Origin of the sequence: Streptomyces anulatus, from assembly GCF_014650675.1 — a bacterium.
Classification (GTDB): Bacteria; Actinomycetota; Actinomycetes; order Streptomycetales; family Streptomycetaceae; genus Streptomyces; species Streptomyces anulatus.
This window is the reverse complement of sequence record NZ_BMVK01000011.1, coordinates 157,380-169,616: the sequence shown is the minus strand read 5'-3', so window position 1 is coordinate 169,616 and position 12,237 is coordinate 157,380. Positions and strand designations below refer to the sequence as shown.

At 73.1% G+C, this 12,237-nt stretch carries 12 protein-coding genes; 6 read left to right on the top strand and 6 right to left on the bottom strand.

Features of this window, described 5'->3' with window-relative positions; translation table 11 throughout:
• Positions 1 to 13: 13 nt before the first annotated feature.
• Both IE272_RS25655 and IE272_RS25650 read left to right on the top strand, forming a co-directional pair.
• Positions 14 to 730, top strand: a complete 717-nt coding sequence (locus IE272_RS25655) for a hypothetical protein (protein WP_190008172.1) — start codon at positions 14 to 16, stop codon at positions 728 to 730.
• Positions 731 to 875: 145 nt separating this feature from the next.
• Entirely contained in the window at positions 876 to 1,214 is a 339-nt protein-coding gene (locus tag IE272_RS25650; RefSeq protein WP_050356815.1) for a DUF2516 family protein, read from the top strand.
• Here IE272_RS25650 and IE272_RS25645 read toward each other — a convergent pair.
• The 3 genes from IE272_RS25645 to IE272_RS25635 all read right to left on the bottom strand — a co-directional run bounded on the left by IE272_RS25645 (position 1,196) and on the right by IE272_RS25635 (position 5,216).
• Positions 1,196 to 2,629 carry a PP2C family protein-serine/threonine phosphatase gene (locus IE272_RS25645; protein ID WP_190008170.1) on the bottom strand — a complete coding sequence of 478 codons (1,434 nt, stop codon included), beginning with the start codon at positions 2,627 to 2,629 and terminating at the stop codon, positions 1,196 to 1,198. The genes IE272_RS25650 and IE272_RS25645 overlap by 19 nt on opposite strands.
• Before the next feature lie 306 nt (positions 2,630 to 2,935).
• Positions 2,936 to 4,021, bottom strand: coding sequence for a C40 family peptidase (locus tag IE272_RS25640; protein WP_098891988.1), 1,086 nt, complete (start codon positions 4,019 to 4,021; stop codon positions 2,936 to 2,938).
• Between the two features lie 409 nt (positions 4,022 to 4,430).
• Positions 4,431 to 5,216 (bottom strand): class I SAM-dependent methyltransferase, encoded by a 786-nt coding sequence (locus tag IE272_RS25635; protein WP_050356813.1) that lies wholly within the window; start codon positions 5,214 to 5,216, stop codon positions 4,431 to 4,433.
• Positions 5,217 to 5,405: 189 nt separating this feature from the next.
• On the opposite strand from IE272_RS25635, the gene mshA reads away from it, so the two are divergent.
• From mshA to IE272_RS25620, 3 genes are all read left to right on the top strand, one after another.
• On the top strand, positions 5,406 to 6,758 hold the full coding sequence (gene mshA / locus IE272_RS25630; RefSeq protein WP_050356812.1) for a D-inositol-3-phosphate glycosyltransferase: 1,353 nt from the start codon (positions 5,406 to 5,408) through the stop codon (positions 6,756 to 6,758).
• A gap of 67 nt (positions 6,759 to 6,825) precedes the next feature.
• Positions 6,826 to 7,338: a type III secretion system chaperone family protein gene (locus IE272_RS25625; RefSeq protein WP_032789932.1), complete on the top strand. Its 513-nt coding sequence runs from the start codon at positions 6,826 to 6,828 to the stop codon at positions 7,336 to 7,338.
• A gap of 134 nt (positions 7,339 to 7,472) precedes the next feature.
• Positions 7,473 to 9,317: a glycosyl hydrolase family 28-related protein gene (locus IE272_RS25620; protein ID WP_190008168.1), complete on the top strand. Its 1,845-nt coding sequence runs from the start codon at positions 7,473 to 7,475 to the stop codon at positions 9,315 to 9,317.
• Positions 9,318 to 9,323: 6 nt separating this feature from the next.
• Here IE272_RS25620 and IE272_RS25615 read toward each other — a convergent pair whose 3' ends face one another.
• Positions 9,324 to 10,328, bottom strand: a complete 1,005-nt coding sequence (locus IE272_RS25615; protein ID WP_190008166.1) for a phosphotransferase family protein — start codon at positions 10,326 to 10,328, stop codon at positions 9,324 to 9,326.
• Positions 10,329 to 10,669: 341 nt separating this feature from the next.
• Between IE272_RS25615 and IE272_RS25610 the strand changes: the two genes are divergently transcribed.
• Positions 10,670 to 11,467, top strand: coding sequence for a hypothetical protein (locus IE272_RS25610; RefSeq protein ID WP_056699899.1), 798 nt, complete (start codon positions 10,670 to 10,672; stop codon positions 11,465 to 11,467).
• A gap of 51 nt (positions 11,468 to 11,518) precedes the next feature.
• Here IE272_RS25610 and IE272_RS25605 read toward each other — a convergent pair whose 3' ends face one another.
• Both IE272_RS25605 and IE272_RS25600 read right to left on the bottom strand, forming a co-directional pair.
• Positions 11,519 to 11,761, bottom strand: a complete 243-nt coding sequence (locus IE272_RS25605; protein WP_050356808.1) for a hypothetical protein — start codon at positions 11,759 to 11,761, stop codon at positions 11,519 to 11,521.
• On the bottom strand, positions 11,758 to 12,006 hold the full coding sequence (locus IE272_RS25600) for a hypothetical protein (protein ID WP_003968171.1): 249 nt from the start codon (positions 12,004 to 12,006) through the stop codon (positions 11,758 to 11,760). Before IE272_RS25600 ends, IE272_RS25605 begins: the two co-directional genes overlap by 4 nt.
• Between the last annotated feature and the right edge of the window lie 231 nt (positions 12,007 to 12,237).

Here is a 12,237-nt window from a genome sequence, read left to right as displayed (position 1 = left end):
GAGGACCACAGTCATGGCCATCACCGATGACCTGCGCAAGACCCTCACCGACCCCACCCCCCTCTACTTCGCCGCCGGCACGGCCGACCTGGCCGTGCAGCAGGCGCGCAAGGTTCCGGCGCTGATCGAGCAGCTGCGGGCCGAGGCGCCCGAGCGGATCGACGCCGTGCGCAACACCGACCCCAAGGCCGTGCAGGAGAAGGTGACCACGCAGGCCAAGGAGGCCCAGGCCACCGTGCAGGCGAAGGTCACCGAGGTGTTCGGCTCGTTCGACGCCGCCGACCTGAAGAAGCTGGGCGAGAACGCCCAGGACCTGGCGCTCCGCAGCGTGGGCGTGGCCGCCGAGTACGCGATCAAGGCCCGGGAGACGTACGAGAAGGTCGCCGAGCGCGGCGAGCAGACCGTACGGACGTGGCGCGGGGAGACGGCCGAGGAGATCATCGAGATCGCCACCGTCGTCGAGGCCGAGCCCAAGCCCAAGCCCAAGGCGGCACCCGCCGCCAAGCCCGCGGCGAAGCCCGCCGCAGCCAAGCCCGCCGCGACGAAGGCCGCGCCCGCCGAGGCCAAGCCCGCCGCGACGAAGGCCGCGCCCGCCGAGGCCAAGCCCGCCGCTCCGGCCAAGCCCGCCGCTCCGGTGAAGTCCGCCGAGGCCAAGGCCGCGCCCGCCAAGAAGACGCCGGCGCCGCGCAAGCCCGCGGCCAGGAAGACCCCGCCGCCCGCCGGCAAGTGACCCGCACGGGTCTTCCGGTACGTCGGAAGGGGTACGCGTGACCGGGGCGCGGGGCGGGCACCTTTACGGGTGGCCGGCTCGTTGTCCCGGTACCTTGGCCCTTCCGGCCGCAGGGCGATCATCCACTCACTAGGCGGTACACACCATGTTGCTCTCAGCGTTCGGCTCGCTCCTCCAGCTGCTGTATCTGGCGATGCTGGTGCTGGCCGTGGTCGCGTTCGTCTTCGCGGCGACCGCCCGTGAGGACGCTTACCGCGCCGCCGACAAGAAGAAGAAGTCCTTCTGGCTGATCATTCTCGGCATCGCCGTCGCCGTGAACCTGCTCATCCCGATGCTGTTCCTGCAGCTCGCGGGCGTGGTCGCGTCGATCGTGTTCATGGTCGACGTGCGCCCCGCGCTCAAGGCGGTCTCGGGCGGCGGCGGTGGCCGTAGCGGCGGCTCCAGCAGCGACGGCCCGTACGGTCCCTACAACGGCGGGCGCTGAGCCCCCGCCGCTCTCGCGGGCGGGGACGGCGGCCGGTCGACGGACGCGGGGTGGGAGCGCGGTGCGCTGCCGCCCCATCGTCGTATCCGCTCCGGATCGCGGCCCAGCAGCAGGACCGCCACGTCGTCGGTCAGCTCGCCGCCGTTCAGCTCCCGTACCTCGGCGACCGCCGCCTCCAGCAGCTCCTCGCCCGCCAGTCCCTGTTCCAGCCGGCTGTTGACCATCGCGACCATGCCGTCCTGGCCCAGCCGCTCGCTGCCGCCGGTGCCCACGCGCCCCTCGATGAGCCCGTCCGTGTACATCATCAGGCTCCAGGCGCCGCCCAGCTCGACCTGGCGGCGCGGCCACCGGGCCCTCGGCAGCAGCCCCAGGGCCGGGCCGCCGTCCTGGTACGGGAGCAGCCGGGCGGGCATACCGTGGCGGGCGAGCAGCGGCGCGGGGTGTCCGGCCAGGCAGAGTCCGGCCCGTCGCCCGTCGGGCGCGATGTCCACGGTGCAGAGCGTCGCGAAGATCTCCTCGCTCTGCCGCTCGTGCTCCAGCACCTGCTGGAGCGTGGAGAGCAGCTCGTCCCCGCACAGCCCGGCCAGGGTCAGCGCCCGCCAGGCGATCCGCAGCTCGACGCCGAGCGCCGCCTCGTCCGGGCCGTGTCCGCAGACGTCGCCGATCATCGCGTGCACCGTGCCGTCCGGGGTGCGGACGACGTCGTAGAAGTCGCCGCCGAGGAGGGCGCGGCTGCGGCCGGGGCGGTAGCGGGCGGCGAAGCTCAGGCCGGAGCCGTCCAGCAGCGGGGTGGGGAGCAGGCCGCGTTCCAGGCGGGCGTTCTCCTGGGCGCGCAGCCGGGACTCGGTCAGCTGGTGCTGGGCGGTGTCGGCGCGTTTGCGCTCCACGGCGTACCGGATGGCGCGGCTCAGGACGCGCGCGTCCAGCTCGCCCCGGAAGAGGTAGTCCTGCGCCCCGACCCGGACCGCCTCGGCCGCCAGCTCGGTGTCGTCCTGCGCGGTCAGCGCGAGGACCGCGTGCTGGGGCGCGATGCCGAGTACGTGGGTGAGGGCCGCCAGCTCGCCGGCCCGCTCGGAGACGGGCTCGGGCAGGGATCCGCTGTCGGCCGTGCCGGTGCCGGTGCCGGTGCCGGACGTCCCGGCGTCGGCGGTGGGCGTGCCGGGGCCGGCCCCGCCGCCCGTGAGGGGCAGCGCCAGGTCCAGCAGGATGCAGTCGACGTCGTCGGTGAGCAGCCGCGCGGCCTCGGTGAGGTTGCGGGCGGTGCGGATACGGACCCGGGTCCCGGCCGCCGCCGAGAGCTCGGGGACGGTGATGGTGGTGCCCGCCGGGTCGTCCTCGATCACCAGCAGGGTGAGGTCGCCGTGCGAGGTCTCCGCAGCGGGAACGGATCGCTGCTGCGGTACGGGTACGGGCATCGGTTCGAGTTTCCTTCCCTCCCCCCGAGGGCGCGGCGGGTCGACGATCGACGATCCGCCAGTCGGGGACGATAGCGGTCCGCGGTGGGGGAACGGAATGGCGCACGGGGACCGGCCCCCGTCATATGCGCCGTCATAAGCCGCGTCCCGACACGGATCCGGCGCGATGGGCCGCCATGACGGCGGGGAAGCGCGCATGACAAACATCACGCGCCGACGGGCGGCGGCGTGGCCCCGCTCACGTGGCCCCGCTCACAGGGTCCCGCTCATGGGCGCGGGAGGGCCGCGCCCATGCCCGCGCCGGTCCTACTTGTCCGGGCGGACCACGCCGAGGATCTTCATCGAGCCCGCGCCCGCCAGCGTGACGTTGCGGCCGGGGCGCGGCGAGTGGACGATCGTGCCGTCGCCGACGTACATCCCGACATGGCTGGCGTCGGCGTGGTAGATGATCAGGTCGCCGGGGCGCATGTCCTGGATGTCGATACGCGGCAGCAGCCGCCACTGTTCCTGCGAGGTGCGCGGGATCGGGCGCTTCGCCGCCAGCCACGCCTGCGAGGTCAGCCCCGAGCAGTCGTACGAACCGGGGCCCTCGGCTCCCCAGACGTACGGCTTGCCTATCTGCGCCGTCGCGAAGGCCACCGCCGCCGCTCCGCCCTCGCTCGCCTCGCCGCTGACGTCCTTGATGGCCCCGGAGGAGAGCCAGGCGGTCTGCGCCCTGTCCGCGGCGTCCCGCTCCAGCCGGCGGAGCCGGTCGCGCTCCTTCTCCTCCAACTGCGATTCGAGCTTCTCCGCCGCCTTGATCCGGGCGTTGATCTTCTTCTTGGCCTTGGCCTGCTTGACCCGGTTCGTCTCCAGCTTCTCCCAGTTCGCGCTGGCGTCCTGGGTGTACGTCTCCAGGTCCTCCTGCGTCTGGTTCAGATCGGCCAGGAGCGACTTGGAGGCGTGCTGGCTCTGGCGGACCTTGTTGAGCCCGTCCAGGAACAGCTTCGGGTCGTTGCTCAGGGCCAGCTGCGCGCCGGGCGGCAGGCCGCCGTTGCGGTACTGCTCGCGGGCCTGGGCCCCGGCCCGGTCCTTCAGGGCGGCGATGCGCGCCTGGCCGTCCACGATCGCCTTGGCCAGCTTCACGATCTCGCCGGACTGCTTCTTCGTCTGCTCCTCGGCGAGGTTGTACGCGTCCGTCGCCGCGCCCGCCTTCCGGTACAGCGTGTCGATCTGCTCGCGGACCTTCTCGAGGTCCGCGTTGGAGTAGCGGGGCGGCGAGCCGGCGGGGGAGGAGGACGGGGAGGGCGAGGGCTCCGGAACCGGGGCGGCCGTGGCCTGGCCCGTGGACGTCAGCAGGGCCAGCGCACAGACCAGCGTGATGGCGGCAGTGGCGCAGTGGCGTCGGTTCACGAGCTCCCCCTCCGGGTTGTTACTCCGGGCCCGCCTCCGGGAGGAGGCGACAAAGATGATGAAGGTGACGAAGGCGATGATGGCGATGAAGATGAAGGTGACGAATACAGCGAACGGGGCGAATACGGCGAATGCGAGAAAAGCAACAGAAGCCGGGTAGTGCACATCTGACTTACTGTCAGTAACTTTTCGGCAACGTCGCGATCGTGCCATGTCGTCCCGTAAAGCAACAGAGGCCGACGGCACCTGGCGCGTCACATACCGCCCCCGCACGGCCACTTCGTCATGATTCCCCCTCGGCTCCCCGGCCCGTACGGCGCTTCGACCTGCGCCATCTCCCCTCACTGGGACGAACGATGCCCCCGCGGCGTTCCCGGAGCGGAGGATTTCTGCCCTTCCGGGCAAGGGTTCAGCGACCGCCGGGCCGCAGCGCGTCCCACGGCACGGTGATCTCGCCCTGCCGCCACCGCCGTACCCCGTCCGTCACCGGCCAGTCGCCCGACACCGCCCGCACCGCCGCGATCCAGCGCTGCCGTGCGCCGAGCGAGGCGTACGGGGAGGCCGTCGCCCAGGCCCGGTCGAAGTCCCGCAGGAACGCGTGGACCGGCTCGCCCGGCACGTTGCGGTGGATCAGCGCCTTCGGCAGGCGTTCCGCGAGATCCGACGGGCGCTCCAGCGAGCCGAGCCGGGTCGCGAAGGTGACCGTGCGCGGACCCTCGGGCCCCAGCGCCACCCAGACGTGCCGGCGCCCGATCTCGTCGCAGGTCCCCTCCACCAGGAGCCCGTCCGGGGCGAGGCGGGAGCACAGCCGCCCCCAGACCTCGGCGACCTGGTCCTCGTCGTACTGGCGCAGCACGTTCGCCGCCCGGATCAGCAGCGGCCGGACGTCCAGCGGGACCTCGAAGCCGCCGTGCACGAAGGTGAGGCCCTCGCGGGCGTACGGCTGCGCGGCGGCGACCCGCTCCGGGTCGATCTCGATGCCCGCCACCACGGTGCGCGGCTCGGCGGTGCGCAGGCGGTCCAGCAGCTCGACCGCGGTCCAGGGGGCCGCCCCGTACCCGAGGTCGACGGCCACCGGCGTCCCGGCGCGGCGCAGGGCGGGGCCGTGCGCGTCGGCGATCCAGCGGTCCATGCGGCGCAGCCGGTTCGGGTTGGTGGTCCCGCGGGTGGCGGTGCCGATGGGGCGCTGGCGCATGGGTCGAGCGTATGCGACGGGAGGGGCCGGGCGGCTGCCCGGACCTTCCGCCGCCGCCGCGCGACGCGCCGCCCGGCAACGTAATGATTTGGCAAAACGGAAATGAAAGGCGGGATTCCACTGTTCTCGCCCTTCGGAGGACCACCGTGCCCTCCGGTCAGCATGTCCCGATCGAGGAGGACCGACGAGGTGAGCCAGTACGTCTCCCGGCTCGGCTCCACCCGCACGGCCGCGCGCCTCAGGTTCCCCGGAGGCTTCTCCGGAGCCTCCCGCAAGCCACGCCGCATCGCGATGCTCTCCGTGCACACGTCCCCGCTCCACCAGCCCGGCACGGGCGACGCGGGCGGGATGAACGTCTACATCGTCGAACTGGCCAAGCGCCTCGCCGCGATCAACATCGAGGTCGAGATCTTCACCAGGGCCACCACCGGCTCGCTGGCCCCCGCGGTCGAGCTGGCGCCCGGCGTCCTGGTCCGGCACGTCGACGCCGGGCCGTACGAAGGCCTCGCCAAGGAGGAGCTGCCCGCCCAGCTCTGCGCCTTCACGCACGGCGTGATGCAGGCCTGGGCCGGTCAGCGCCCCGGCTACTACGACCTCGTGCACTCCCACTACTGGCTCTCCGGCCAGGTCGGCTGGCTCGCCGCCCAGCGCTGGGGCGTCCCGCTCGTGCACGCCATGCACACCATGGCCAAGGTCAAGAACGCCGCGCTCGCCGAGGGCGACACCCCCGAGCCGGCCGCCCGGGTCATCGGCGAGACCCAGATCGTGAACGCCTCCGACCGGCTGATCGCCAACACCGCCGAGGAGGCCGACGAGCTCGTCCGCTTCTACGACGCCGATCCCGCCGCGGTCGCCGTGGTGCACCCCGGCGTCAACCTGGACCGCTTCCGCCCGGCCGACGGCCGGGCCGCCGCGCGGGCCAGGCTCGGTCTGCCGCAGGACGCGCTGATCCCGCTCTTCGCGGGCCGCATCCAGCCGCTGAAGGCCCCGGACGTGCTGCTGCGCGCCGTGGCGGTGCTGCTTGACCGGGACCCGTCCCTGCGGTCCCGGATGGTCGTGCCGGTGGTCGGCGGCCCGAGCGGCAGCGGACTCGCCAAGCCCGAGGGCCTGCAGAAGCTGGCCGCCCGCCTCGGCATCGCCGATGTCGTGCGGTTCCATCCGCCGGTGGGCCAGGACCGGCTCGCCGACTGGTTCCGGGCCGCGTCGGTGCTGGTCATGCCGTCGTACAGCGAGTCCTTCGGGCTGGTCGCCATAGAGGCGCAGGCGACCGGCACCCCGGTGGTCGCCGCGGCCGTGGGCGGACTGCCGGTGGCGGTGCGCGACGGGGTCGGCGGTTTCCTGGTGGAGGGGCACGATCCGGAGGCGTACGCCCGCGCGCTCGGGCGGTTCGCGGATGCGCCGGAGCTGGTCGAGCGGATGGGGGCGGCCGCCGCGGCGCACGCCCAGTCCTTCGGCTGGGACACGGCCGCCTCGGCGACCGCCGACGTGTACACGGCCGCGCTCTGCGACCACCGCCGCCGGGCCCGGGCGCACCACGGCTGAGGCCGCCGCGCGGCGGACGCCGCTGGTCCGTGCCGTGCGCGGCGCGCCCCTGTCGTACGCTCGCTGCATGGCTGACGTACCGGACGAAACTGCAGCGGCCCAGGTCATCGAGGCGACGCTGAACGATGCCGGGCTCGTATGGGAGAGCCCGGGGCGCGGCAACTACGTCGTGACGCTGCCCGGCACCCGCAAGCTGTCGACGACCTGTTCGCTGATCGTCGGCAAGCACTCGCTCTCCCTCAACGCGTTCGTCGTCCGGCACCCCGACGAGAACGACGCCGAGGTGCACCGCTGGCTGCTGGAGCGCAACCTCCGTCTGTTCGGGGTGAGTTACGCGATCGACTCGCTCGGCGACGTCTACCTGGTCGGCAAGCTGCCGCTGTCGGTGGTCACCGCCGACGAGCTGGACCGGCTGCTCGGCTCGGTGCTCGAAGCGGCCGACGGGGCGTTCAACACCCTCCTGGAGCTCGGTTTCGCGAGTTCGATCCGCAAGGAGTACGCGTGGCGGGTGTCGCGCGGCGAGTCCACCCGGAATCTGGACGCGTTCAGCCATCTGACCCGGCGCCCGTCCGACAGCTGACGCCCGTCGTCCCCGGACGCTCCTCGGATTCTCCCGGCGGCACAGGGGTCTTTCCCTGTGCCGCCGAGCCGTGCCATGCTCACCGCCAACGCACATATGAACGTCATTCACATACCTGAAAGGCGGTTCGGGGCATGGCGACGTATCAGGGGAGTGGGCGGGGGAACATCGGCAGACGCGCGATGCTGGGCGGCGCCGTGGCCGTGGCGGCGGGCGCGGTGACCGGCGGCGCCACGACCGCATGGGCCGGAGCGGCCCCGGCCGGAGCCCCCGGCGCGGCCGGAGCGCCGGCCACCGGCCCGGCCGCCGGAACGTCACCCGCCGGGCCCACGGCCGCGAGTGCCGGGACGGCCGGGGCGGCCGGGGCACCGGCGGCCCGCCCGGGCCGCGACGCCGCCCTCTGGAGGGAGTTCACCGCCACGCCCCTCGCCCACCCCCAGATCCCCTTCGTCGGCCGCGCCGGCTACCGCGCGGGATCCGCCCTCCCACGCCGCCCCTCCAGGGGCGAACGCCCCCGCGGCTTCGTCACCGACGTCGTACGCGACCACGGAGCCCGCCCCGACGGCTCGGCCGACGCCGCGCCCGCGATCAACCGCGCCATCGCCGCCGCCGGGGAGCGCGGCGGCGGCACCGTGACCATCCCGGCGGGGACGTACCGCATCGACGACATCATCCGCTTCGGCCACAGCGACGTCGTGGTGCGCGGCGCGGGCAGCGGCGCGACGACGCTGTACGCGACCCGGAGCCTCACCGAGCTGATCGGCGTCTACGGCAGCCGCTACGGCGGCGACAAGTCCAGCTGGTCCTGGGCCGGCGGCCTCATCTGGCTCTGCCCGAACGAGCGTTGGGCCTCGCTGACCGACGCGATCCGCGCCCGGGAGTGGCCCTTCGAGGGCTGGACCGGCAACCGCCGCGACGACTGGCGCACCCTCGCCACCCCGGCCCCCGCCCGCCGGGGCGACCGCACGATCACCGTCCCCGGCGCCGACGCCCGCCGGCTGAAGCGCGGCCGGCTCGTCCTGCTCCGCCTCGCCGACGACCCCGGACACACGCTGCTCCAGCACATGGCGGGCGACGGCAAGGGCGCGCGGGCGTACGCCTGGGCCGACAAGACCAAGCTGACCTCTTACGTCCCCTACGAATGGCCGGTCCGCATCACCGGCGTGCGGGGCCGCCGGATCACCCTGGAACGCCCGCTCCCGCTCGACCTGCGCCCCGAATGGGACCCCCGGCTGACCACGCTCGTCACCCCGCTCACCGGGTGCGGCGTCGAGGGCCTCACCCTGGAGGCGGCCGAGAAGCCGCAGGCCCCGCACCTGCTGGACCAGGGGTACAACGGCGTCGCGTTCCAGTGCGCGTACGACTGCTGGGCCGACGACGTCACCGTCCGGCACGTCGACAACGGCTTCGGCCTGATCGGCGCGTCCGCCTGCACCCTGCGCCGTACGAAGGTGGAGGGGCGTGGCTCGCACCACCCGTACTACTGCCGCGAGGGCTCGCACGACAACCTGATCGAGGACTTCGCCGTCATCGCGCGCACCACCCCCGCGCCCCCCGGCACCCAGCTCCACGGCATCAACGTCGAAGGCCTGTCCAGCTACAACGTCTGGTCGCGCGGCCGGATGGAGATGGGCACGTTCGACTCGCACCGGGGGATGCCGTTCGCATGCGTCCGCACCGACATCACGGTGAACAACAACGGCGTCCACGGCGGCGACGCGAGCGCGGGCCCCCTCTTCGGGGCGCGGTTCACGCACTGGAACATCCGGGTCGTCAACGAACGGGCCGGGCTGATGAGGATCGACGGCCTCGCCCCGTACAGCGCGACCGTCGGCATCAGCGAGGTGCGGGAGTTCGGCCAGATCGACGTCCCCGACTTCACCGGCGACCTGCACACCCGCCTGGAGGCGTACGGGAGCCCGGAGACGGTCCGGCCGGCCAATCTGTACGAGGCGCAGCGGGGCGTGCGCCTGCGCTGAGGTCCGTCAGCCGCCCTTCCGCACCGCGTCCAGGGCATCGACGAGGTGGGGCGCGACCAACTCCCAGGTCTCCCCGGCGGCTTCGGGCCCGACAGCGCGGGGCACGGTCTCGACCAGCATGATGAGGTAGAGGTAGCTCCGGTACAGCGCGTAGCGGGTCCGCAGCGAGTCCGTGAACTCCACCGCCCCGCCGGTGGATCGCGCGTACCCGTCGAGGAAGTCCCCGTCCCGCTCGATGTCCGCGAAGAGCGCGAGGGAGACGAAGTCGGCCACCGGGTCACCCCAGAACATCCGCTCCCCGTCGATGATCCCGCCGATGGTGCGCGCGCCGGGATCTCCCGTGACCAGCAGGTTTCCCGGCCAGAGGTCGAAGTGGACGAGGGCGGGCCGGGTGACGTCGTCCAGCACGTGGGCCGCGCCCGCCAGCACCGTACGGATGTGGCCGACGGGGTACGGCAGCCGGGCCCGATAGGTCTCGGCGTCGGCGAGCACGGCCTCGGTCATCGCGGTGAACGCGGCCCGCCAGGTGGCGGCGAGCGGCCCGAACGGCTCGGCGGGATAGCCGAATCCGGCGGGCCCGGTCACGGAGTGCAGGCGGCCGACGGCTTCGCCGAGTTCGGCGCGCAGCCGGGGCTCGTCGTCCGCGCCCGCCCCGCCGCCGGCCTCGTGCCAGGGGCGGCCGGGGCGGGCGGTCATGACCAGATACGCGCCGGTGGGCGAGGCCGGGTCCGGTTCGCTGCGGACGACGCGGGGCACCGTGACGCTGCCGGTCTGCGCGGCGGCGGTGTAGAAGGCGACCTCGTTGACGAGCAGGTCGCGTTCGTACCGCAGGGCGGCGGTGTGCGGCGGGGGCGTCTTGACCACCCAGTCGCGGCCGTCGGTGAGCGTGACGCGGGTGACGGTGTTGTACGTACCGCCGGTGGGGGTGGCGCGCGAGGCGATGTCGCGTTCGGCGACCCCGAGGGCGTCGAGGACACGGGTGAGAGGCGGGACGGGAACGTGGCCGGACATACGGGGTGACGCCTTTCGTACGGCAGGGGCAGAGGCAGGGGCAGAGGCAGGGGCAGGGGCTGAGGCAGGGGCTGAGGCAGGTGTGGGGGCAGGGGCAAGGGCTGAGGCGGGAGCGGGAGCGGGAGTGCGCGGCAGGGGGTTGTACGGCGGCACCGCACAGTGCGCACACAGGACGATCACAGCAGAATCACGATCACCGGAGGGCGCCGCTGGACCGGTCATCGCTCACAGGTTCGATCGTAAAGTGTGGATCACTGCGACGGCCCGTCCCAGACGGCGTCGAAGTGCCGTACGGGGGAGGGGTGGTTGCCCCCGATCCGGAGATTGCAGGAAGTAGAACCATGCGCGCCACTGCCGTACGCCGTACCGCCCTCGCCGCCTCCGCGGCCGCCCTCGCCCTGCTGGCCACCGCCTGCGGCGGCACCTCGGACGCCGACAAGAAGGACGACAAGGACGCGGCGGGCGGCGGCAGTTCGGCTCCCAAGACGCCGGCCAAGACGCTCACCGCCGCCGAGCTGGAGAAGGCCACCCTCGCCCAGGGCGACGTGAAGGGCCGCAAGGTCACCAAGGCCGGCCCGGCCGACGAGGTCCCGGCGGACGGGGTCACGGTCGACAAGGAGGCCTGCCTGCCGGTCGCCCACGCCATGTACGGCGTGGCGCAGAAGGGTTCGGTGGCCACCACGAAGCGCAAGGTGATCGACGAGCCGAAGGCCGGCAACAAGAAGTCGCTGGAGGACCTCGCGGACGGCGAGGCCGAGGACGCGTTCAAGGACGCCTTCGACCTGACGTCCACGTTCGTCGCGCTGAACTCCTACGAGGGGACGGCGGGCCCGGACGCCTTCGCCGCGCTGAAGAAGGCCGCCGCGGACTGCGCGGGCGGCTTCACCGCCACGGTCGCGGGCACGCCGACGAAGGTCGCCTCGATCGCCGAGGAGAAGGTCACCGGCGGCGACGAGGCCGCGGCCTGGACGGTCACCTCCGAGGACGACGGCGACAAGGCCCCGTTCAAGCTGGTGGCGCTGCGCAAGGAGGGCGCCGTGGCGACGTTCTTCTCCTTCAACCTGGCGGCGGCGGGCGGCGACGTGACGTTCGAGGTGCCGGCGGAGGTCGTGGCGGCGCAGGACGAGAAGCTCGCCTGACGTGGACCGATGCCGCACCGCGCCCCTGCCCTTGCCGCCCCTCGGGTGTGGTCAGGGCAGGGGTACGAGGCGGACGACGGTGACGGTCAGGACGGACCGGGAGACGTAGTAGAGGACGATGGCCCCGGCGACGGTCGCCTCACGCCGGTCCCGTTCGCTCTTGACGGCGGAGGAGGCGTGGCCGTACGGCTCCTCGCCGAGGGTGCGGGCCATCTCGTCCCGGAAGGACTCGCCCCCGCGCATCTTGGCCAGGGTGTCGTCGGCGGGCGGTGCGTAGGAGATGCGGAAGCTCAAGCGACGCTCCGCCTCTCGGCCTCGTCCTGCGCCAGCCGGTCCAGGATCTTCTCGGCCTCGGGATCGGGGACGGCCTCCAGCATCCAGTGCCGCATGACGGCCTGGATCTCGTGCACCCCGGCCTCGTTGATCGCGAGATCGAACTCCTCGCGTCTCTCGTCGGGCAGCGCGGCCCGGATGTCCGGGATGCTGTTGGGCACCTCGACCTCGGCACCGCCGACGAAGGTCTTCAGAGACTCACCCATGATCGCTCTCCTCGATCTCCTTGCCCTGGAAGCACACGGACGGCATGGGGCCACCGTAGTGCGTACGAGGGGCACTTCGGCCGGTCCGGCGGGGTCACGGAACGGGCACGGATCGAGGCGCGCCGCAGGTACGCCGCGGCCTGTCCGGGTGCGCCGGGGCACGCCGCGGCCCACCGGGACGCGCCGCGGTCATGGGCGGCGGGCTCGGCCCGCGCGGTCCGACGACAGCGC

Excerpts from the sequence above, each read along its gene's own strand:
- IE272_RS25655 (WP_190008172.1), top strand. The coding sequence starts at position 14 with ATGGCCATCACCGATGACCTGCGCAAGACCCTCACCGACCCCACCCCC.
- IE272_RS25650 (WP_050356815.1), top strand. The coding sequence starts at position 876 with ATGTTGCTCTCAGCGTTCGGCTCGCTCCTCCAGCTGCTGTATCTGGCG.
- IE272_RS25645 (WP_190008170.1), bottom strand. The coding sequence starts at position 2,629 with ATGCCCGTACCCGTACCGCAGCAGCGATCCGTTCCCGCTGCGGAGACC.
- IE272_RS25635 (WP_050356813.1), bottom strand. The coding sequence starts at position 5,216 with ATGCGCCAGCGCCCCATCGGCACCGCCACCCGCGGGACCACCAACCCG.
- IE272_RS25625 (WP_032789932.1), top strand. The coding sequence starts at position 6,826 with ATGGCTGACGTACCGGACGAAACTGCAGCGGCCCAGGTCATCGAGGCG.
- IE272_RS25620 (WP_190008168.1), top strand. The coding sequence starts at position 7,473 with ATGGCGACGTATCAGGGGAGTGGGCGGGGGAACATCGGCAGACGCGCG.
- IE272_RS25615 (WP_190008166.1), bottom strand. The coding sequence starts at position 10,328 with ATGTCCGGCCACGTTCCCGTCCCGCCTCTCACCCGTGTCCTCGACGCC.
- IE272_RS25610 (WP_056699899.1), top strand. The coding sequence starts at position 10,670 with ATGCGCGCCACTGCCGTACGCCGTACCGCCCTCGCCGCCTCCGCGGCC.
- IE272_RS25600 (WP_003968171.1), bottom strand. The coding sequence starts at position 12,006 with ATGGGTGAGTCTCTGAAGACCTTCGTCGGCGGTGCCGAGGTCGAGGTG.